This is a genomic window from Pseudomonas sp. DE0010 (assembly GCF_007680745.1).
GTDB lineage: Bacteria > Pseudomonadota > Gammaproteobacteria > Pseudomonadales > Pseudomonadaceae > Aquipseudomonas > Aquipseudomonas parafulva_B.
The window spans coordinates 1-18,955 of sequence record NZ_VEJQ01000019.1; the positions used below are offsets into that span (position 1 = coordinate 1).

At 61.8% G+C, this 18,955-nt stretch carries 20 protein-coding genes; 5 read left to right on the plus strand and 15 right to left on the minus strand.

The window, feature by feature from the left end:
• Positions 1 to 97: 97 nt before the first annotated feature.
• From msrQ to mrcB, 9 genes are all read right to left on the minus strand, one after another.
• Positions 98 to 727 (minus strand): protein-methionine-sulfoxide reductase heme-binding subunit MsrQ, encoded by a 630-nt coding sequence (gene msrQ, locus FS767_RS14990; RefSeq protein ID WP_144966553.1) that lies wholly within the window; start codon positions 725 to 727, stop codon positions 98 to 100.
• On the minus strand, positions 727 to 1,740 hold the full coding sequence (msrP, locus tag FS767_RS14995; protein ID WP_144966554.1) for a protein-methionine-sulfoxide reductase catalytic subunit MsrP: 1,014 nt from the start codon (positions 1,738 to 1,740) through the stop codon (positions 727 to 729). The genes msrQ and msrP overlap by 1 nt, the downstream gene beginning before the upstream one ends.
• Positions 1,741 to 1,819: 79 nt before the next feature.
• Positions 1,820 to 2,671, minus strand: a complete 852-nt coding sequence (gene pssA, locus FS767_RS15000; protein ID WP_023533151.1) for a CDP-diacylglycerol--serine O-phosphatidyltransferase — start codon at positions 2,669 to 2,671, stop codon at positions 1,820 to 1,822.
• 150 nt (positions 2,672 to 2,821) lie between these two features.
• Complete coding sequence (gene ilvC / locus FS767_RS15005; protein WP_058604733.1) at positions 2,822 to 3,838, minus strand: ketol-acid reductoisomerase; 1,017 nt, start codon at positions 3,836 to 3,838, stop codon at positions 2,822 to 2,824.
• A 58-nt stretch (positions 3,839 to 3,896) separates the two neighbouring features.
• On the minus strand, positions 3,897 to 4,388 hold the full coding sequence (ilvN, locus tag FS767_RS15010; protein WP_003250040.1) for an acetolactate synthase small subunit: 492 nt from the start codon (positions 4,386 to 4,388) through the stop codon (positions 3,897 to 3,899).
• A gap of 1 nt (position 4,389) precedes the next feature.
• Complete coding sequence (locus tag FS767_RS15015; protein ID WP_023533127.1) at positions 4,390 to 6,114, minus strand: acetolactate synthase 3 large subunit; 1,725 nt, start codon at positions 6,112 to 6,114, stop codon at positions 4,390 to 4,392.
• A 407-nt stretch (positions 6,115 to 6,521) separates the two neighbouring features.
• Positions 6,522 to 6,851 carry a YqcC family protein gene (locus FS767_RS15020; protein WP_371921596.1) on the minus strand — a complete coding sequence of 110 codons (330 nt, stop codon included), beginning with the start codon at positions 6,849 to 6,851 and terminating at the stop codon, positions 6,522 to 6,524.
• Positions 6,852 to 6,853: 2 nt separating this feature from the next.
• Positions 6,854 to 7,633 carry a tetratricopeptide repeat protein gene (locus FS767_RS15025; RefSeq protein WP_144966556.1) on the minus strand — a complete coding sequence of 260 codons (780 nt, stop codon included), beginning with the start codon at positions 7,631 to 7,633 and terminating at the stop codon, positions 6,854 to 6,856.
• A gap of 27 nt (positions 7,634 to 7,660) precedes the next feature.
• Positions 7,661 to 9,982, minus strand: coding sequence for a penicillin-binding protein 1B (mrcB, locus tag FS767_RS15030; protein WP_058604735.1), 2,322 nt, complete (start codon positions 9,980 to 9,982; stop codon positions 7,661 to 7,663).
• A gap of 115 nt (positions 9,983 to 10,097) precedes the next feature.
• On the opposite strand from mrcB, the gene FS767_RS15035 reads away from it, so the two are divergent.
• Together FS767_RS15035 and FS767_RS15040 are read left to right on the plus strand one after the other, a co-directional pair.
• Positions 10,098 to 11,660 carry a bifunctional aminoglycoside phosphotransferase/ATP-binding protein gene (locus FS767_RS15035; protein WP_144966558.1) on the plus strand — a complete coding sequence of 521 codons (1,563 nt, stop codon included), beginning with the start codon at positions 10,098 to 10,100 and terminating at the stop codon, positions 11,658 to 11,660.
• Positions 11,661 to 11,798: 138 nt separating this feature from the next.
• Positions 11,799 to 12,083 (plus strand): TfoX/Sxy family protein, encoded by a 285-nt coding sequence (locus FS767_RS15040; protein ID WP_144966561.1) that lies wholly within the window; start codon positions 11,799 to 11,801, stop codon positions 12,081 to 12,083.
• 209 nt (positions 12,084 to 12,292) lie between these two features.
• Here FS767_RS15040 and FS767_RS15045 read toward each other — a convergent pair whose 3' ends face one another.
• From FS767_RS15045 to FS767_RS22875, 4 genes are read right to left on the minus strand one after another with little or no spacing between them, the layout of a single operon-like run.
• A complete protein-coding gene (locus tag FS767_RS15045) occupies positions 12,293 to 13,060 on the minus strand; it encodes a heme ABC transporter ATP-binding protein (RefSeq protein ID WP_144966563.1) in 768 nt (255 codons plus the stop codon).
• Complete coding sequence (locus FS767_RS15050) at positions 13,060 to 14,043, minus strand: iron ABC transporter permease (protein ID WP_178102739.1); 984 nt, start codon at positions 14,041 to 14,043, stop codon at positions 13,060 to 13,062. The genes FS767_RS15045 and FS767_RS15050 overlap by 1 nt, the downstream gene beginning before the upstream one ends.
• A gap of 50 nt (positions 14,044 to 14,093) precedes the next feature.
• Positions 14,094 to 14,978: a hemin ABC transporter substrate-binding protein gene (locus FS767_RS15055; RefSeq protein ID WP_144966567.1), complete on the minus strand. Its 885-nt coding sequence runs from the start codon at positions 14,976 to 14,978 to the stop codon at positions 14,094 to 14,096.
• Positions 14,975 to 15,130 carry a hypothetical protein gene (locus tag FS767_RS22875; protein WP_178102740.1) on the minus strand — a complete coding sequence of 52 codons (156 nt, stop codon included), beginning with the start codon at positions 15,128 to 15,130 and terminating at the stop codon, positions 14,975 to 14,977. Before FS767_RS22875 ends, FS767_RS15055 begins: the two co-directional genes overlap by 4 nt.
• On the opposite strand from FS767_RS22875, the gene FS767_RS15060 reads away from it, so the two are divergent.
• Positions 15,129 to 15,446, plus strand: a complete 318-nt coding sequence (locus tag FS767_RS15060) for a Rieske 2Fe-2S domain-containing protein (protein WP_058639181.1) — start codon at positions 15,129 to 15,131, stop codon at positions 15,444 to 15,446. The genes FS767_RS22875 and FS767_RS15060 overlap by 2 nt on opposite strands.
• On the opposite strand, the gene sfsA is transcribed toward FS767_RS15060, so the two are convergent.
• Both sfsA and FS767_RS15070 read right to left on the minus strand, forming a co-directional pair.
• Positions 15,436 to 16,149, minus strand: a complete 714-nt coding sequence (sfsA, locus tag FS767_RS15065; protein WP_144966569.1) for a DNA/RNA nuclease SfsA — start codon at positions 16,147 to 16,149, stop codon at positions 15,436 to 15,438. The two genes, FS767_RS15060 and sfsA, sit on opposite strands and share 11 nt — an antisense overlap.
• Positions 16,149 to 17,321 carry a pyridoxal phosphate-dependent aminotransferase gene (locus tag FS767_RS15070; RefSeq protein WP_144966571.1) on the minus strand — a complete coding sequence of 391 codons (1,173 nt, stop codon included), beginning with the start codon at positions 17,319 to 17,321 and terminating at the stop codon, positions 16,149 to 16,151. The genes sfsA and FS767_RS15070 overlap by 1 nt, the downstream gene beginning before the upstream one ends.
• 210 nt (positions 17,322 to 17,531) lie before the next feature.
• Between FS767_RS15070 and dksA the strand changes: the two genes are divergently transcribed.
• Positions 17,532 to 17,978, plus strand: coding sequence for an RNA polymerase-binding protein DksA (gene dksA, locus FS767_RS15075; RefSeq protein WP_023533176.1), 447 nt, complete (start codon positions 17,532 to 17,534; stop codon positions 17,976 to 17,978).
• 63 nt (positions 17,979 to 18,041) lie between these two features.
• Positions 18,042 to 18,929: a tRNA glutamyl-Q(34) synthetase GluQRS gene (gene gluQRS, locus FS767_RS15080; protein WP_178102741.1), complete on the plus strand. Its 888-nt coding sequence runs from the start codon at positions 18,042 to 18,044 to the stop codon at positions 18,927 to 18,929.
• The last annotated feature ends 26 nt before the right edge of the window (positions 18,930 to 18,955 follow it).

The following is an 18,955-nucleotide window of genomic DNA, read 5'->3' on the forward strand; positions in this document are numbered from 1 at the left end:
AGTTTCGCGTTCCGATGTCGCTGGAAGTGGGGCGCATTATAAGGGGATTCGAAACCGCGTCAACCTTTAATTTCATAAATCGTGAGATAAGTGCCTGTCACCTTCCAAGGCCACCTCGAGCCGCCCTCCCCTTGCTGCGGTTCACGCGCGCAAGCGTACGGGCAACAGCCGGTATCCTCAGCACCATCAACAACACCCCAATAAAGGCATAGACAGCCCACTCCCGCAGGTCAGATCGCACGATCCACAGAAAATGCAGCAGCCCCAGGCCCAGTACTGCGTAGGCCAGCCTGTGCAGCTTCTTCCACCGCGCGCCCAGGCGGCGCTGGCTGTAGCGATTGGACGTGACCGCCAATATCAGCAAACCCAGCAAACCAAGGGCACCCACGATGATGTACGGTCGTTTGCGCAGTTCTACCGTCAACTGTCCCCAGTCCAACCCCAGGATGAAGAACAGGTACGCCAGCACATGCAACACGATGTAGGCAAACACCCACAGCCCGAGCTGACGTCGCACCACGATCCAGCCCGGCCAACCGGTAACCCGCTGCAATGGCGTCATGCACAGGCTGATTAACAGAAACACCAAGGCACCCAACCCCAACCGGTCCATCAACACCTTGCCCGGATCAGGGCCCAACAGGCTGGCCGATGCCTCATACAGCCACCAGGCCGGAAATAAGCAGCCTGCCATGAATATACCCAGACGAAACCAAGGATATCGCATCAGTAGTTCTTCCGCAGGTCGAGCCCGTCATACAGTGACGCCACCTCATCGGCATAGCCGTTGAACATCTGTGTCTCTCGCACGTTGGGACTGAACAGCCCGCTAGGCAACCTGCGTTCACGAGCCTGGCTCCAGCGCGGGTGTTCGACGGTCGGGTTCACGTTGGCATAGAAGCCATACTCATCCGGAGCCAACCCCTGCCAAGTGGTTTTCGGTTGCTCTGCAACAAGGCTGATGCGCACGATCGACTTGATGCTTTTGAAGCCATACTTCCAGGGCACGACCAACCTGAGCGGGGCCCCGTTCTGGTTCGGCAGCTCCCGGCCATACATACCGACTGCCAGGATGGCCAGCGGATGCATCGCCTCGTCCAGGCGCAGCCCCTCTTCATAAGGCCAATCGATCAATGCAAAGCCAGAACGCTGGCCAGGCATGCTCTTGGGATCCTCAAGGGTTTCGAAACGGACGTAACGGGCCTTGGAGGTGGGCTCGACCTGCTTGAGCATGTGCGCCAATGGGAAGCCCAGCCACGGAATGACCATCGACCACGCTTCCACGCAGCGAAGTCGATAGACACGCTCCTCGAGTTGGTAGGGTTTGACGAAGTCCTCCAGTGCATAGCGACCGGGTTTACCCACTTCCCCATCGATGACAACGCTCCAAGGTTCGGTCTTGAGGCTGCCTGCGTTGGCTGCCGGGTCGCCCTTGTCGGGCCCGAACTCATAGAAGTTGTTGTAGTGGGTGGCATCCTTGAAGGGGGTCACGGCTTCGTTTTGGGCCGTCACCGCCTGCCATCGGGTACCGGGCAGCTTTTCGGCAAACCAGGCAGGCGCCTTGCCAGCCTGTACGTCAGGGTAGCGAGACGGCTCGCCGGCCAGAACGTTGCCCGGCAACGTACCCAGTGCCAGACCCGCGAGCGAGCCGCCCATCAGGGTGCGGCGTGAGAGATAGAGGCCTTCAGGGGTGATCTCCGACGCTTTGCAGTCGGAAGACCTGGGAAGCTTGATAAGCATGAGCGGCTCCACAGCACTGGATAACGGATGTACCAGTAAGACTATGGAGCCGGAGGGTTATTCCACAATTAAAGGATTGTCACCCTTTGCGTCGACGCGAGCGCAGCAGGAACTGGATAGGGCCGGAAGCCGCATAAGCCAGGAAAGCCAGCAGCAGAATGCGCGGTGGATCGCTGAAGACCACTGCGAATACCAGCACCACGGCAAGGATCGCCACGAAAGGCACGCGCCCCTTGAGGTCAAGTTCCTTGAAGCTGTTGTACTTGATGTTGCTGACCATCAGCATGCCCGCAGCCGCCACCAACAGCGCCACCAGGAACGAGAGCTTCGAGCCCTGGATGCCATAGTCGCTGAACGCCCATACCGTACCGGCCACCACGCCGGCTGCAGCCGGGCTGGCCAGGCCGATGAAGTAGCGTTTGTCGGCGGTGCCCACCTGTGTATTGAAACGCGCCAGGCGAAGCGCAGCACCGGCCACATAAATGAAGGCCACCATCCAGCCGACCTTGCCCATGTCACCCAGCGCCCAGCCAAAGGCCAGCAGCGCGGGGGCCACGCCGAAGGCGACCATGTCCGACAGCGAATCGTACTCGGCGCCGAAGGCGCTCTGGGTATTGGTCATGCGCGCTACCCGGCCATCGAGGCCATCGAGCACCATGGCCACGAAAATGGCGATGGCAGCAAAGGCAAAATACTTGCTCGCTTCGCGCGGGTCGCCAGCGCTCAGGGCGCTCTGTGCGTTCATCGAACTGATGATGGAATAGAAACCGGCGAACAGGTTCGCGGTGGTGAACAGGTTGGGCAGCAGATAAATGCCGCGATGACGCACCTTGCGCCCTTCGTCGTCATGCCCCTCTTCAATGTGCTCATCGACAGGTAGCAGGCTTTCGGCGTCGGAGGGCTTGTTCGGCTCTTCGGGACGTTCGCTCATGGAGGGTACCTTGCAACAGGATGGAAAAAGTTCGACACGGGCCCGCTAAACAGGTTCTGACGGCGGGCCACTGGTCTGCTTTATACCAGAAGCTGGCTGCCAGAACGAAAAAACGCGGCCTAAGCCGCGTTTTTCATCGTTCGATAAACCTTAGTTCTTGGTCTTGTCGACGATCTTGTTGGCCGAGATCCACGGCATCATCGAACGCAGCTTCTCGCCGATGACTTCGATGCCGTGCGCGGCGTTGTTACGGCGCTTGGCGGTCATCGATGGGTAGTTGGTAGCGCCTTCGGAGATGAACATCTTCGCGTACTCGCCGTCCTGGATGCGCTTGAGTGCATTGCGCATGGCTTTACGGGATTCTTCGTTGATGACTTCCGGACCGGTCACGTACTCGCCGTATTCGGCGTTGTTGGAGATCGAGTAGTTCATGTTGGCGATACCGCCTTCGTACATGAGGTCAACGATCAGCTTCAGCTCGTGCAAGCACTCGAAGTAGGCCATTTCCGGGGCATAGCCGGCTTCGACCAGGGTCTCGAAACCAGCCTTGACCAGTTCGACGGTACCGCCACACAGCACGGCCTGCTCGCCGAACAGGTCGGTTTCGGTCTCGTCCTTGAAGGTGGTTTCGATGATGCCGGTACGGCCACCGCCTACACCCGAAGCGTAGGACAAGGCGACGTTCTTGGCATTGCCCGAAGCATCCTGGTAGATGGCGATCAGGTCAGGGATACCGCCGCCTTTGACGAACTCGGAGCGCACGGTATGACCCGGGGCTTTCGGCGCGATCATGATCACGTCGAGGTCGGCACGTGGAACCACCTGGTTGTAGTGGATCGCGAAGCCATGGGAGAACGCCAGGGTAGCGCCCTTCTTGATGTTCGGTTCGATTTCCTGCTTGTACAGCTGGCCCTGGAATTCGTCCGGGGTCAGGATCATGACCAGGTCGGCAGCGGCGACTGCCGAAGCTACGTCGGTCACTTTCAGGCCGTGGGCTTCTGCCTTGGCAACGGTGGCCGAACCTTTACGCAGACCGATAGTGACGTCCACACCGGAGTCTTTCAGGTTGCACGCCTGAGCGTGGCCCTGGGAGCCGTAGCCGATGATGGCGACTTTCTTACCCTGGATGATGGAAAGGTCGCAGTCTTTATCGTAGAAAACTTTCATGAAATACCCCTGGTTATATCCCGGCCCCAATGGAGCCATCGCTAATTTATTGTTGAATTCAGATGCTGAGCACTTTGTCGCCACGGGCAATGCCGGTAACGCCGCTGCGCACGGTTTCGAGAATCGATGCAGTGCCGATGGCCTGGATGAAGCTGTCCAGCTTGTCGCTGGTGCCGCTCAGTTGCACGGTGTACACGCTGGCAGTCACATCGACGATCTGGCCACGGAAGATATCCGTGGTGCGCTTGATCTCGGCACGCTGGGCACCGGTGGCCTTGACCTTGACCAGCATCAGCTCGCGTTCGATATGAGCGCTTTCCGACAGGTCGACAAGCTTGACCACTTCGACCAGCTTGTTCAGGTTCTTGGTGATCTGTTCGATCACTTCGTCATGGCCAACGGTGGTCAACGTCAGACGCGACAGGGTCGGGTCTTCGGTCGGCGCCACGGTCAGGCTTTCAATGTTGTAGTTGCGCTGGGAGAACAGGCCGACCACACGGGACAAGGCACCCGGTTCGTTTTCCAGCAGCAGGGAAATGATGTGCCGCATATCAGGTACGCTCCGTCTTGCTCAGCCACATGTCACGCATCGAGCCGTCCTTGATCTGCATCGGATAGACATGCTCGCTGCGGTCAACCGCGATGTCGATGAACACCAGGCGATCCTTCATCGCGAAGGCCTCTTCAAGCTTGGGCTTGAGGTCCTTCAGGCTGGTGATGCGGATGCCCACATGGCCATAGGCCTCGGCCAGCTTGATGAAGTCAGGCAGCGACTCGACATAAGAGTGCGAGTGACGACCGTTGTAGGCCATGTCCTGCCACTGGCGAACCATGCCCAGCACACCGTTGTTCATGTTGACGATCTTGACCGGCAGGCCGTACTGCATGCAGGTCGACAGCTCCTGGATGTTCATCTGGATGCTGCCTTCGCCGGTTACACAGGCAACGTCCTGATCCGGGAAATTGAGCTTGATGCCCATCGCTGCCGGGAAGCCGAAGCCCATCGTGCCCAGGCCACCGGAGTTGATCCAGCGGTTGGGTTTGTTGAAGCGGTAGTACTGGGCAGCGAACATCTGGTGCTGGCCCACGTCCGAGGTCACGAAGGCATCGCCGTTGGTGACTTCGCACAGCGTCTCGATGACTTTCTGCGGCTTGATGACATTGCCGTCGCCCTTGTCATAAGGGAACAGTTCGCCATTGCCACGCCATTCATCGATTTGCTTCCACCAGGCATCCAGCGACGCCTTCTCAGGTTGCTCGCCGATTTCCTTGAGAATGCCGATCATCTCGGACAACACGCTGTCCACTGGGCCAACGATCGGTACGTCGGCCTTGATCATCTTGGAGATCGAAGCCGGGTCGATGTCGATATGGATGATCTTGGCGTTCGGGCAGAACTTGGCCGGGCCGTTGACCACACGGTCGTCGAAACGCGCACCGACGGCGAAGATCACATCGGCGTTGTGCATGGCCATGTTGGCAGTGAAGCTGCCATGCATACCCAGCATGCCAAGGAACTGGCGATCGGTACCCGGGAAGCAGCCCAACCCCATCAGGGTATTGGTGACTGGCAGGTTCAGCGACTTGGCGATCTCGGTCAGGGACTCGGACCCACCACCCAGGATCACGCCGCCGCCGGCGTAGACGATCGGGCGCTTGGCGGCCAGCAACATTTCTGCCGCCTTGCGAATCTGCCCGGAATGTCCGCGCACGGCCGGGCTGTAAGAGCGCAGCTTGACCTTCTTGGGGTACACGTACTCGAATTTTTCAGCCGGGTTGGTCATGTCCTTGGGGATATCGACCACCACCGGGCCTGGGCGACCGGATTGCGCCAGGTAGAATGCTTTTTTCAGGATTTCCGGAATCTCGGTCGGGTTCTTGATCATGAAGCTGTGCTTCACGATAGGCCGGGAGATACCGATCATGTCGGTTTCCTGGAAGGCATCGGTACCTACCATGGTACTAGGCACCTGGCCGGACAGGATGACCATTGGAATGGAGTCCATGTAGGCAGTGGCAATGCCCGTGATGGCATTGGTCGCACCCGGGCCGGACGTCACCAGCACCACGCCGGCCTTGCCGGTAGCGCGGGCGTAGCCGTCAGCCATGTGGGTCGCCGCCTGTTCGTGGCGAACCAGGATGTGCTCGACTTCCGGTTCCTTGAACAGCGCGTCGTAAACGTGCAGGAGAGCACCACCAGGGTACCCGTAGATGTGCTTAACGCCTTCGTCACGCAAGAAGCGGACGACCATCTCAGCGCCAGATAAAAGCTCCACGTTGTTCACCTCTAAAACGCCAGAATACCGCCCCAACAGGCGGGTCTTAATAGGTTTACTGCCAAGCAGAGCATGAGCGAACGTCAGCACTGACTGAGCAAGTATTGGGAGCTCCCCAGAGTGTTGCGGGGGTTTCCCACCCAGCGCGAGGTAACGCGTTGCGGGGTGTAACAGGTCGGCGCGGGTGTGCGCCTCATGATCTGCTTAGCGGGTCTGCTTCTGGCAGTCCCACTACAGCGGAAGTTGGATTCTTGTGATTTGGCGGCGACAAGTCAAGAAAAATTATTGCCAATTTTCAGCCAAGATGAATTCCTGGCACCACTAAAAATCACTAAAGCAGCAGAAAAATTAAGATTTCCATAAAAAAGGGCCACAATCTGCGGCCCTTGAAGGAAAATTGGAAGAAATCAGGCGGTCGGGGCGATCAATTGGTCGAATGCTGCCAACAGCCGGCGCAGCTCCCGGCTCTGCTCCGGCCGGTCCACGAACACGGTTTCAGCCATGGTGAGGATCCCCGACGCGCTGGGCAATGGGTGACCCAACTCGATGATGATCTTCATGCGCGGCAGAAAAATCCACTGCAGCCACTGCTCGAAACGCAGGGTGTCGACCGCAAAGGGCACCGTGCTCTCCAGTGCATCGTCCTCGGGCGCCTCGTCGTCCCACCAGCCTTGCACCTGCAACTCACGCTCGATCAGCATCAGGTGGTCGGCGATAGCCAGTACCCGCGGCTGCACCGTCACGAGCTCACCCGTGCTTTTTGCCGTGCCTGCGCTGCCCCGGCACTGTCGCCTTGCTTTTCACGCGCCTGGGCGATCGTGTTCCACAACTCGGCCTGCAGGCTCGGACGCCCATTGGCATAGGTCAGCGCACGACGCGCCAACTGCTCGGCCTGCGGGGCGTCGCCCTGGGACAGCCTGACCTGCGCCAACCGGTAGAGTACCTGCGGCTCCCGCGGCGCGATCCGCTGGGCCCGCTCCAGGCTCGAGGCAGCGCCGTTGAAATCGCCGCTGCCCTGCTGCGTCTGGGCGGTGGTCAGCAGTGCCAGCACCGGCCCATCGAGCTGTTCGTCAGCAGACAACCCGCCGCCAGCGCCGCTACGCGGGATACCGGTTGGCGCGCTGCTGGCCTTGGGGGCCGATGCGCTGTTCATCGACGCAATATCGAAAGGCTCGTCGGCAATGGGATTTGGGTCGGTGGTGATCGGTTGGGTGTTGACCGGCTCGGTAGTGATCGGCGTCGTGCTGATAGGCGCCGCGCCATTGCCGGCAGGGAACGTCTGGATGCCGGACGCCCCGGCCCCCTGGGGAATCATCACAGTAACGCCGGAGTCTTCCGGCAGGGTCTGCGCCTGGGGCGTGCCGGCATTGATGCCAGGGGCCTGGCGCTTGGCCGTGACGCGCTCGCTGTTGGACACGCGGGTACTGGAGTCGACCACCGGGATATTGCCGCGAGGCACGCTGGAGCACCCCTGGAGCACCACCAGCGCCGTCACGGCAGGAAACAGCCACTTGTTCACGTCACACCTCTTCAATGCAGCCTGTGCTTAATTCATCCAGCCCTTGACCCAGTCCATGACCGATTCAGCTGGATTCTGCTCGCCGCCACAGGTCGCGCCGGCAGGCGGTTCACTCCCGCGAATATACGGCATCTGCACGGCGCCCGGACAGCTGCTGTCAGACCCCTGGCCGCTGTACGGATCAATCCAGGCCTGCACCACGTTGTCGGGCTGGGGCATGTCGAGCGGCAGTGGGTCGGCTTTTTTCATGAAGCTGGTCCACACCTGCAGCGCGCCGGTAGCGCCGGTGAAGGGCGTTTTACCGTTGTCATCGCGGCCCATCCAGACCACCGCCAGCAGGTCCTGGCTGAAGCCTGAGAACCAGCTGTCACGCGAATCGTTGCTGGTACCGGTCTTGCCCGCCAGGGTGAGGGTACGCGGCAAGGTGTTGTACACCGAGCGCCCGGTGCCTTCCCGCATGACCCGCTGCATGGCGTTCTGCACCAGGTAGATGGCCGCAGGGTCGAATGTCTGCTGGATCTGGAACGGATAGCGCTTGAGCGGCTCGCCTTCGGCCGTCAGTACGCTGCGAATACCGCGCATCGGCGTGTTGAAGCCACCGTTGGCCAGGGTCTGGTACATGGTCGCGACCTGCATCGGCGACATCCCGCCTGCACCCAGCAACATCGATGGGAACGCCGGCCAGTCCACGTCCACACCCAGTCGTCCAATGGTCTTGATCACGTTCGGCACACCCACTTCCAGGCCAAGCTTGGCGGTGGAGAGGTTGTACGAATGCGCCAGCCCCTGGTACAGGTAGATGGTGCCGTGCGAACGCCTGTCGTAGTTCTGCGGGCGCCACACCTGTCCGTTGGCAGCCTTGACCGAGAACGGTTCGTCCTGCACCCAGCTGGTCAGGGTGTACTTGCTCGGCTGCTCGAGGGCCGTGAGGTACACCGCCGGCTTGACCAGCGAACCAATCGGGCGCACGGCATCGATGGCGCGGTTGAAGCCGGCAAAGCCCGACTGGCGGCTGCCGATCAGGGCCTGCACCTCGCCGGTTTCAGGGTTGGTCACGACCATCGCCGATTCCACCTCGTCGGCGCCCTTGCGCCCGGCCAGGCGCTTGAACGTCTCGTTCATCGAGGTTTCGGCTTTCATCTGCAGGATCGGGTCGAAGCTGGTGAAAATTCGCAGCCCCTCTTCGGTCAAGTCTTCGTCGCGGTAGTCCTGGCGCAGCTGGCGCTTGACCAGGTCCAGGAAGGCCGGGAACGAGCTGTCGGCCAAGCTGCCGCGCTTGGTGACGCCCAGGGGCATCTTCTTCGCCGCATCCACTTCGGCCTGGCTGGCCACGCCCTGCTCGGCGACCAGGTCCAGTACCAGGTTACGCCTGGCCAACGCACGTTCCGGGTAACGGCGCGGGTTGTAGTAGGACGGGCCCTTGACCATGCCGACCAACAATGCGATCTGGTGCAGCTTGAGCTCGGATAACGGCTGGCTGAAGAAGAACTGGCTGGCCAGGCCGAAACCATGCACGGCACGCTGGCCGTCCTGGCCGACGAACACCTCGTTGAGGTAGGCCTCCAGAATCTCGCGCTTGTCGTAATGCAGTTCCAGCAAGACCGCCATCATCGCCTCGGTCAGCTTGCGGCTCAGGCTGCGCTCACTGGTGAGGTAGAAGTTCTTGACCAGCTGCTGGGTCAGGGTACTGCCGCCCTGGCGCATCGATCCGGACGAGGTATTGACCCACATGGCCCGAGCGATGGATTTGGGGGACACGCCCATGTGACTGTAGAAATCACGGTCTTCGGTGGCCACAAGGGTTTCGAGCAGGTACTTGGGCACCTGGTCGATCTTGATCAGGATGCGATCCTCGAGGTTCTTGGGGTAGATGCCGCCAATCATCAGCGGCTCCAGCCGGACCACATCCAAGGCCTTGCCATTGGCGCCCGCAAGCCCTGCCACGTAATCACCGGAAAACCGTACACGCACGAACTGGGCAGGTTCCATGCCCTCATAGAACTGGAAGCCACGGGTATTGAGGTCCACCGTGTTGCCGTTCACCGCTGCCGCGCCTGGCCCGTTGGCGGCACTTTCACGGCGATAACCCAGCGCGTCGAGTTCGGTGAGGAAATCGTCCTTGCTCAGTTTCTGGCCGGTGAACAGCTCCAGCGGCCTGGCATACACCTTGGCAGGGATGGTCCAGCGCTTGCCGGAAAACTTTTCCTGCACGACGGCATCGAGGTAGACCGCGAAGCCGGCGATGATCACCAAGCCGACCAGGCTGAGCTTCAAAGCCCAGCCCAGCCAGGCACGGGAGCGGCCGGTCGGGCGTTTTTTAGGGGTACGGGAATTTCGAGATCGAGTCATGGCGGCGGATTATACGCACTTTACTGAGGCTGGGCAGGCGGCCCGGCGGTAGGCAGGGACGGCACCATTGACCATAATGGCCGATTCGAATTCCCTGCCCCCGGAAGGATTTCCCGTGAGCCAAGCCCTCATCACTGCGTTGCAGAACCCTGCCCTGTACCCCCACCCCGTGGATGGGTTCCACCTCATCGAGACGCATATCTCCTGGGTATTGCTCACGGGTGAGTATGCCTACAAGATCAAGAAGCCGATGAACTTCGGCTTCCTCGACTTCACCCACCTGGATCAGCGCCAGCACTTCTGCAACGAAGAGCTGCGCCTGAATCAGCGCCTGACCGACGGTCTGTACCTGGAGGTGCTGCCGATCACCGGCAGCGCCGACGCCCCGCAGATCGGTGGAGAGGGCCAGGCAATCGAATTCGCCTTGAAAATGCGCCAGTTCCCACAGGGACAGATGCTCTCCACGCTCCAGGCCAACGGTGAGCTGACCGCTGCCCACGTCGACCAGATGGCCCGCCAGATCGCCGAATTCCACCTGCAGGCGCCTCGCGTGCCCGTGGAGCACCCGCTGGGTACGCCCGAAAGCGTGATGGCACCGGTGGAACAGAACTTCGAACAGATCCGTCCGTTTCTGAGCGACAAGGCCGACCTGCAACAGCTCGACGCCCTGCAAGCCTGGGCGCGCAGCAGTTTCGACCGTTTGCATGGGCTGCTCGAACGCCGCAAGGCCGAAGGTTTCATTCGCGAATGCCATGGTGACATTCACCTGGGCAATGCCACGCTGATTGATGGCCAGGTGGTGATCTTCGATTGCATCGAGTTCAATGAGCCCTTCCGCCTGACCGACGTCTATGCCGACACCGCCTTCCTGGCCATGGACCTGGAGGACCGTGGGCTCAAGTGCCTGGCCCGGCGTTTCATCAGCCAGTACCTGGAACTGACCGGGGACTATGAAGGGCTGGAATTGCTCAACTTCTACAAGGCCTACCGCGCACTGGTACGGGCCAAGGTCGCGCTGTTCAGCATGCCTGCCGACGCCGATGGCGTACAGAAGGCCACGACCCTGCGCACCTACCGCAACTACGCCAATCTCGCAGAAAGCTACAGCGCCATCCCTTCACGCCTGCTGGCCATTACCCATGGGGTTTCGGCTGTCGGCAAAAGCCACGTAGCCATGCGCCTGGTCGAAGCGCTAGGCGCCGTGCGCGTGCGTTCGGACGTGGAACGCAAACGTCTGTTCGGCGAGCAGGCGCAAGATGCGACAGGCCAGTTGAGCGCAGGTATCTACGACCAAGAGGCCAGTGCAGCCACTTACCAGCGCCTTCATCAGATTGCGGCTACCGTGCTGCGGGCAGGCTTGCCGGTGGTGCTCGACGCCACCTACCTCAAGCATGCACAGCGCCAGGCTGCCGCCGACGTCGCGAGCCAGACTGGCGTACCGTTCCTGATCCTCGATTGCCATGCCCCGGATGCCGTGATCAGCAGCTGGTTGCAGCAACGCCAGACGCAAAGCCAGGACCCGTCGGACGCCACCCTGGAAGTCGTCCAGGCCCAGCAGGCAAGCCGTGAGCCGTTGGCTGCCGAGGAAGTCGCGTTGAGCACGCCGGTAGACACCCAGGCGAGCAGCAGCATGGACCATGTCATCGAGCAAATCCGTCAGCGCTTGCCCGGGCTCTGATGCCTGACACGGCAAGACGCCATTTCAAGCAACGCGCCTTCGACATGCGGCCTTGTTAAAAGGCCGCGCACGTGTCCTGCCCCGCTACACTTCCTCTAGCGGCATCCGCTCTTTCCTCAACCATCGCAAGGAGGCGTGATGAGCGAGGATCTTTACTGCCTGAAAAACCTTGGCAAGACTTCAGTCCAGTGGCTGAAGGCTGCCGGGGTGCAAAGCTCGTCGGATTTGCGGCGGCTTGGCGCAGTCCAGGCCTACCTGGCGGTGAAGGCTCGCGGCTTTCGCGCTACCAATGTCCTGCTGTTCGCCATCGAGGGCGCCCTGCTGGATGTGAACTGGAGAGCACTGCCGCATGCGCGCAAGGCGGCACTGCTCGAACAGTTGGAATCCGCGACTCAGCGCGAGGCGAAAAATAAAGTGCAATAAGCTATTGACCCACGAATGAGAATCGTTATGATTATCACAACTGGTCGCGAGACTGGTTGGATAACCTCAGAGCCCTTGGTTCGGACTCTCAGATTATCTCCTCATCAGGCTAATCACGGTTATTGACCCGGCAATTTGCCGGGTCTTTTTTTGCCTGGCTGTTCAGGTCGAATGTCCGATCGACTTCAAGAACACACCCTGCTGCTATTTCAGCGGGCGATGACCAATGGATGCCCCCGCTCAGGATGCGCCTGCACGATGACGTCGATTCCGAAGACGGCCTTCAGCGCCTTTGGGGTGAGCACACTGGCAGGGCTGTCCAGGGCGTAACTGCGTCCCTGTTCCAGTAACAGGATCCGGTCGCAGTACCGTGCTGCAAGATTAAGGTCATGCAGAATGAGCAAAACGCCAGCGCCACGGTCCGCGAAATGACGCACCGCCTCCAGGGTCGTGTGTTGGTGCAGCGGGTCGAGCATGGAGGTCGGCTCGTCGAGCAACAACGTCACGCCCTCTTCCCCCGGCCACAACTGCGCCATCACCCGTGCCAGGTGCACCCGCTGGCGCTCGCCACCCGACAACGCCAAATAACTGCGCTGCGCGAGGTGGGTTGCGTCTGCCGCCTGCAAGGCCGCCTCCACAATCTGCGCGTCACGCTGGCGGCCGGTGGCGTGTGGCATGCGCCCCATGCCCACGACGTCCTGCACCTGGAAGGCAAAGCCTAGGCTGGCCACCTGCGGCAACACTGCCAACCGTTGCGCGCGCTCGGGGCCGGCCCAGTCCGACAGCGCTCGCCCTTGCAGCGTCACCCGCCCCTGCGCAGGCACGAGTTCGCCACTGAGCGCCCCCAGCAGGCTGCTCTTGCCCGCACCGTTAGGGCCCAATACACCGACGATCTGCCCAGGCGTCAGCTGCAGATCGATACCCCGCAGAACGTCCTGTTTACCACGGCGCAGGTAGAGGCCTTCGGCTTGCAGCATCACGCGCGTCCTCGGATCAGCAGGTACAGGAAAAACGGTGCGCCAATGAAGGCAGTGACGATACCGATGGGAAGCTCGGCAGGCGCCAACAGCAGCCGCGCAACCAGATCGGCCATCAGCATCAAAGCCCCCCCTGCCAACAACGAGGCAGGCAATACCACCCGATGGTCAGGGCCGGCCAGCAGTCGCACCAGGTGCGGGACCACCAGGCCAATGAAACCGATCAAGCCGGCTGCAGCCACTGCCGCCCCGACACCCAATGCCGTGCAGAACACCAACTCCCGCTTCAAGCGCTCGACGTCGATACCCAGATGCCGGGCTTCGGACTCCCCCAGCATCAACACATTGAGCGCCCTCGCCCGGCGAGGCAGCCAGAGCGAGATGCCCGTCGCGACCAGCAGCAGAGGCCAGATCCGCGCGTAACTGGCGCCATTGAGGCTGCCCAGGTTCCAGAACGTCAGGGTGCGCAGGGTGGCGTCATCGGCCAGGTAGCTGAAAAGCCCCACGGTCGCGCCGCCCAGTGCGGTCATGGCGACCCCGGCCAGCAGCATGGTAGCCACATTGGTCTGCCCGTCGCGCCTGCCCAGCCGGTAGACCAGCGCGGTCACCCCCAGTCCGCCGAGAAACGCACACAGGGACAACAAATACGGTGACAAACCCTCGGGGACGTTACCCAGCCACCGAGCCCCAACGATCGCGACTGCCGCCCCAACCGCCGCTCCGGCCGCCACGCCCACCAGCCCAGGGTCTGCCAGTGGGTTGCGAAACAACCCCTGCATGGCCACCCCGGACAAGGCCAGCACTGCGCCTACAGCCAGCCCCAGCAGCGTGCGCGGTAGGCGGATCTGGCCAATGATCATCTGCGCCTGCTGCAAACCCTCCGCTGAAAGCGGCACACCCACAAGCCGCAAGCTGGCCTGCAGCGTATCGGTCAACGGCAGGCTTACGGGCCCCAACGACAACGAAAGCAGGATGGCGAGCATGCATGCCAAGCCCAGCCAGATGAACAACGTGCGCGGTCGAACCCGTGGCCTCATGGCGCGAAGCGGATGTTGGCCGAAGGATAGAACGCTGCCGCCAGCACCTGAAGGCTGGCGGGCAAGCGCGGCCCCAGCCCTCCGACCAGCAGAGTCGGGTCGAGCTGAACCAGGCGCTGATCGCGCACTGCACGCGAGGCGGCCAGGGATGGGTTTTCTTTCAACAGCGCCTGCAAGGCGGCTTGATCGGCGAGCACGCGGTCCGAGAACACGATGACATCCGGGTCCAACGCCGCGAGCGCCTCGCTGGAAAAGTCCTTGTAGCCCTGATGGGTTGCAAGGTTACGTCCCCCGGCCTGCTTCAAGACCCAGTCCCCTGCCGTGCCGGCGCCTGCCAGCAGCGGCCTGGCACCTGCATGACCCACCAGCAATACCACCCCGGGCGCGGGCTGCCCGGCTTGTGCCTGGCGTACTTTGTCGTGCAGCTGGTCGAGCTGATGGCGAAAGTCTGCGGTCGCACGTGCAGCCTGTGCCTGGGCCCCCAGCAGCTCGCCCAGGCGCTTGAGGTTCTGTCCGACGGCATCGATATCGGGCTGGCTGGAGAACACCTCGACGGGCACGCCGGCCCTGGTGATCTGCGCCAGCACCGGCGCTGGGCCCATTTCATCCGTACCTATCAACCTATCCGGGCGCAGGCTCAGAATGCCCTCTGCGGACAACTGACGCTGATAACCAATGCTCGGCAGTGCCTTCAAGGAGGATGGATGTTGGCTGGTGGTATCGACGCCGACCAGCCGCGGCTCAGCGCCCAACGCCACCACCCACTCGCTCAAGGCGCCGCCCGCACTGACCCAACGGCTTGGCTGTTCGGCTGCCAGGGCCTTGGCGCAGAGCAGTGGGCTGGCGGCGAGAACAAGCACGGCGGCAAGGCGACGCATCATTGGATTTCCTTCATCGGTTTGGCCCCCACACCTTGTAGCGGGCGGCAGAACTGCGCACCATGCAAAGCCAGGCGCAGCGAATGACAGCCATTTGATAATTGTTCGCATTGACGCGTCAAGTCGATCACCGCAACCAGAGTCAGGCCTGCCATGCACTTTCTTTGCCCCTCCCACGGCTTGCCCGAAGGCCAGAGCCGCCCGTTCGAGGTAGACGGCGTTCTGCTGCTGGGCGTTCGCCGCCAAGGTAGCGTTTATCTCTACCGCAACCGCTGCCCGCACCGTGGCATTGCATTGAACGGGCCGCAGGAACGTTTTCTGGACGACAGCAACAGCCTTATTCACTGTAGCCACCACGGCGCCCTGTTTCTGATCGAAACGGGCGAATGCGTGTCCGGACCGTGCGAAGGCGAAGCGTTGCAGGCCCTGGACTGCCTCGAAGACAGCCAGGGCATCTGGCTCAAGGCGTAAGGATCACCGGCAGCCGTCGATCGATGACGATGCCCTCGGCATCCAGCCGGGTCCCATAGGCCAGCACTTCGACCCCCTCGGCCGCCGCAGCCTTCAGGGCCTGGGCATAGGTCATATCGATGTCGTCGGCCGGTCGCACGGCCTCGATACCCGTCAGGTTCACGCAATACAGCTGAACCGCCCGTATGCCCTGGCGCGCCAGCTTGGCCAGCTCGCGCAGGTGCTTGGCACCGCGCTGGGTGACGGCGTCCGGAAACGCTGCCGTGGTGCTGTCGGCGTAACCCAGGGTCACGCTTTTGACTTCCACATAAGCCGGTGCACCGTCGAATTCCAGACGAAAATCGATCCGACTGCCTTCTTCACCGTAGGCCACTTCTCGCTTGAGTGCGGTGAAGCCTGCCAATTCGGTGATGATCCCTGCACGCAACGCCTCCTCCACCAACGCGTTGGCGCGGCCGGTGTTGACGCAGGCCAGCCTACCTTGCGGGGTTTCGCTGATTTCCCAGGTGCCTGGCAGTTTGCGTTTCGGGTCGCTGGAGCGACTGAACCACACCAAGCCACCCTCGTGCATGCAATTGAGCATGGAGCCGGTGTTGGGGCAATGAATCGTCAGTTGCTCGCCAGTGGGCAGTTCGATGTCGGCCAGAAAGCGCTTGTACCGGCGCAGCAGCCGGCCTTGTTCGAGGGCAGGAGAAAAACGCATCAGCCCTGCCAGCTCTGCAGGCCACGGGCGATACGCTGGACCGCTTGCTCCAGGCGCGGCAGGCTCTGGGTGTAGGCGAAACGTACATGATGGCCGGCCAGGTGGCGACCGAAGTCCAGCCCCGGGGTAAACGCCACGTGTTCGGTTTCCAGGAAATGTCGACAGAACGCGAAGGCATCCCCCCCGAAGGCGCTGATATCGGCATACAGGTAAAACGCGCCCTGGGGCTCCACGGCGATTTTGAAGCCCAGACTGCGCAGGGCTGGCAGCAGGTAGTCACGGCGTTTGGCAAATTCCGCACGACGCGCCTCGAAGATAGCGAGCGCCTCTGGCTGGAAGCAGGCCAGCGCTGCGTGCTGGGCCATGCTGGGTGCGCTGATGTAGAGGTTTTGCGCCAGTTTCTCAAGGTCAGCCACGGCATCTTCGGGTGCCACCAGCCAACCCAGGCGCCAGCCGGTCATGCCGAAATATTTGGAAAAGCTATTTAGCACAAAGGCCGAATCGTCGACTTCGAGCACGCTGGGCGCGTCCATGCCATAGGTCAGGCCGTGGTAGATCTCGTCCACAACCAGATGACCGGCGCGGGCGCGCGTGGCCTGGGCAAGGCTGGCCAGCTCATCACGCCCCAGTACAGTCCCCGTCGGGTTGGCAGGTGAAGCCACCAGAGCGCCGACCGTATCGGCGTTCCAGTGTGTGTGCACCAGCCCTGCATCGAGCTGATAGTTCACCTCAGGCCCTACCGGCACCAACTGCGCCCCACCCTCGACCAGGCGCAGAAAGTGGCGATTGCACGGGTAGCCCGGGTCGGCCAGCAGCCAATGTTTGCCGGGATCGACCAGCAGGCTGCTGGCCAGCAGCAGCGCACCGGAGCCACCTGGCGTAATCAGGATGCGCTCCGGGTCGACGTCAAGACCATAGCGCTGGCCATAGAAACCGGCGATTGCCTGGCGCAGTGCAGGCAGCCCGCGGGCAGCTGTGTACCGGGTGTGGCCTTCGGCAAGGGCGGCCTGCCCTGCGGCGACGATGGGCGCTGCCGTGGTGAAGTCCGGCTCGCCGATCTCGAGGTGGATCACGTCATGCCCGGCTGCCTGCAGCTCATTGGCACGCGCCAGCAGCGCCATGACATGGAAGGGTTCGATGGCGCGGCTGCGCGCACTGTAGGGTTGGGCCATGTCCTTCTCTCAATCGGGTCTAAACTTTGGATTCTACCCTTGCATGCAATCGAACGTACGGTTTGCGCCGGTGTCAGTAAGCAGGATCGGGCGGGCTAGCGCACCCCCGATCTATCTGGTAAGTTCGGCGGCTCGCAGTCGCAGGGCCGGCGGTCGCCGGAGATGGAGCATCCTGCGCATAGGATCAGATGAGTGAGAGGCGGTCTATTCATGTCCACCGTAGAAAAGCAAAAAACCGGTCAAACCATGTACGGTGTCGAGCCCTATCAAGAGACCAAGGGCGAAGAATACATGGGTGAGCCCATGAAGAAGCACTTCACCAAGCTTCTCAATGCCTGGAAAGGCGAGCTCATGCAGAGCGTGGACCGCACCGTGGACCACATGAAAGACGAAGCGGCGAACTTCCCCGACCCGGCCGACCGTGCCAGTCAGGAAGAAGAATTCGCCCTCGAGCTGCGTAACCGCGACCGCGAGCGCAAGCTGATCAAGAAAATCGACAAGACCCTGCAGAAGATTCAGGACGAAGAATACGGCTGGTGCGATTCCTGCGGCATCGAGATCGGCCTGCGCCGTCTGGAAGCCCGTCCTACCGCCGACCTGTGCTTCGACTGCAAGGAAATTGCCGAGAAGAAAGAAAAGACCGTCGGCAAAGGCTGATCGTCTTCTTCTCCAGCCGGGGCGCATCATGCGCCCCGCTTCATTTATATGCCCTGCCCGACCATGACCCAGTCCCGTTACACCGGCCGCTTTGCCCCCACCCCCAGCGGTTTCCTGCACTTCGGCTCCCTGGTAGCCGCCCTGGCTTCCTGGCTGGACGCCCGAGCCGTGGACGGGCGTTGGCTGCTGCGCATGGAGGACACCGACCCGCCACGGGAAATGCCCGGCGCGCGCGATGCCATCTTGCAAACCCTGGAACGCTACGGCCTGGAATGGGATGGCGAAGTGGCCTTTCAGAGCCAGCGCTCTGACGCCTATGCCAGCGTGGTCGACCACCTGTTCAACATGGGCCTGGCCTACGCCTGCACCTGTTCGCGCAAGCAGCTGGAAGGGTACGGCGGTATCTACCCCGGTTTTTGTCGCAATGCCGGGCACGCCCGCGAAGGTGCGGCCATTCGTATCCGGGTGCCGGAGCTGACCTACCGTTTCACCGACCGGGTGCAAGGTGAGTACCAGCAGCACCTGGGCCGGGAAGTGGGCGACTTCGTCATCCAGCGCCGTGACGGGCTCTATGCCTATCAGTTGGCAGTGGTGCTCGATGACGCCTGGCAAGGCATCACCGACATCGTGCGCGGTGCCGACCTGCTCGACAACACCCCCCGTCAGTTGTACCTGCAGGAGCTGCTGGGTTTTACTCAGCCGCGCTATCTGCATGTGCCGCTGATCGTCCAGCCTGATGGCCACAAGCTGGGCAAGTCCTACCGCTCGCCGCCCCTGCAGGCCGACCAGGCTACCCCGCTGCTGCTGCGGGCGCTCAGGGCACTGGGCCAGGACACGCCCGCGCAGCTCGCAAGCGCCACCCCAGCCCAAGTGCTGGCCGTGGCACGTGCCCAGTGGCGGCCCGAACGCATTGCCCAGCGCACCACGGTCCCTGAGGCCGACTTGCGCTAGGCCGGGTTTCGATAACCCGCCCGCCT

Bases quoted from the DNA above. Each gene is read 5' to 3' on its own strand.
- msrQ (WP_144966553.1), bottom strand. From the start codon at position 727: ATGCGATATCCTTGGTTTCGTCTGGGTATATTCATGGCAGGCTGCTTA.
- msrP (WP_144966554.1), bottom strand. From the start codon at position 1,740: ATGCTTATCAAGCTTCCCAGGTCTTCCGACTGCAAAGCGTCGGAGATC.
- pssA (WP_023533151.1), bottom strand. From the start codon at position 2,671: ATGAGCGAACGTCCCGAAGAGCCGAACAAGCCCTCCGACGCCGAAAGC.
- ilvC (WP_058604733.1), bottom strand. From the start codon at position 3,838: ATGAAAGTTTTCTACGATAAAGACTGCGACCTTTCCATCATCCAGGGT.
- ilvN (WP_003250040.1), bottom strand. From the start codon at position 4,388: ATGCGGCACATCATTTCCCTGCTGCTGGAAAACGAACCGGGTGCCTTG.
- mrcB (WP_058604735.1), bottom strand. From the start codon at position 9,982: ATGACTCGATCTCGAAATTCCCGTACCCCTAAAAAACGCCCGACCGGC.
- FS767_RS15040 (WP_144966561.1), top strand. From the start codon at position 11,799: ATGAGCGAGGATCTTTACTGCCTGAAAAACCTTGGCAAGACTTCAGTC.
- FS767_RS15045 (WP_144966563.1), bottom strand. From the start codon at position 13,060: ATGCTGCAAGCCGAAGGCCTCTACCTGCGCCGTGGTAAACAGGACGTT.
- FS767_RS15050 (WP_178102739.1), bottom strand. From the start codon at position 14,043: ATGCTCGCCATCCTGCTTTCGTTGTCGTTGGGGCCCGTAAGCCTGCCG.
- FS767_RS15055 (WP_144966567.1), bottom strand. From the start codon at position 14,978: ATGATGCGTCGCCTTGCCGCCGTGCTTGTTCTCGCCGCCAGCCCACTG.
- FS767_RS15060 (WP_058639181.1), top strand. From the start codon at position 15,129: ATGCACTTTCTTTGCCCCTCCCACGGCTTGCCCGAAGGCCAGAGCCGC.
- FS767_RS22875 (WP_178102740.1), bottom strand. From the start codon at position 15,130: ATGGCAGGCCTGACTCTGGTTGCGGTGATCGACTTGACGCGTCAATGC.
- sfsA (WP_144966569.1), bottom strand. From the start codon at position 16,149: ATGCGTTTTTCTCCTGCCCTCGAACAAGGCCGGCTGCTGCGCCGGTAC.
- FS767_RS15070 (WP_144966571.1), bottom strand. From the start codon at position 17,321: ATGGCCCAACCCTACAGTGCGCGCAGCCGCGCCATCGAACCCTTCCAT.
- dksA (WP_023533176.1), top strand. From the start codon at position 17,532: ATGTCCACCGTAGAAAAGCAAAAAACCGGTCAAACCATGTACGGTGTC.
- gluQRS (WP_178102741.1), top strand. From the start codon at position 18,042: ATGACCCAGTCCCGTTACACCGGCCGCTTTGCCCCCACCCCCAGCGGT.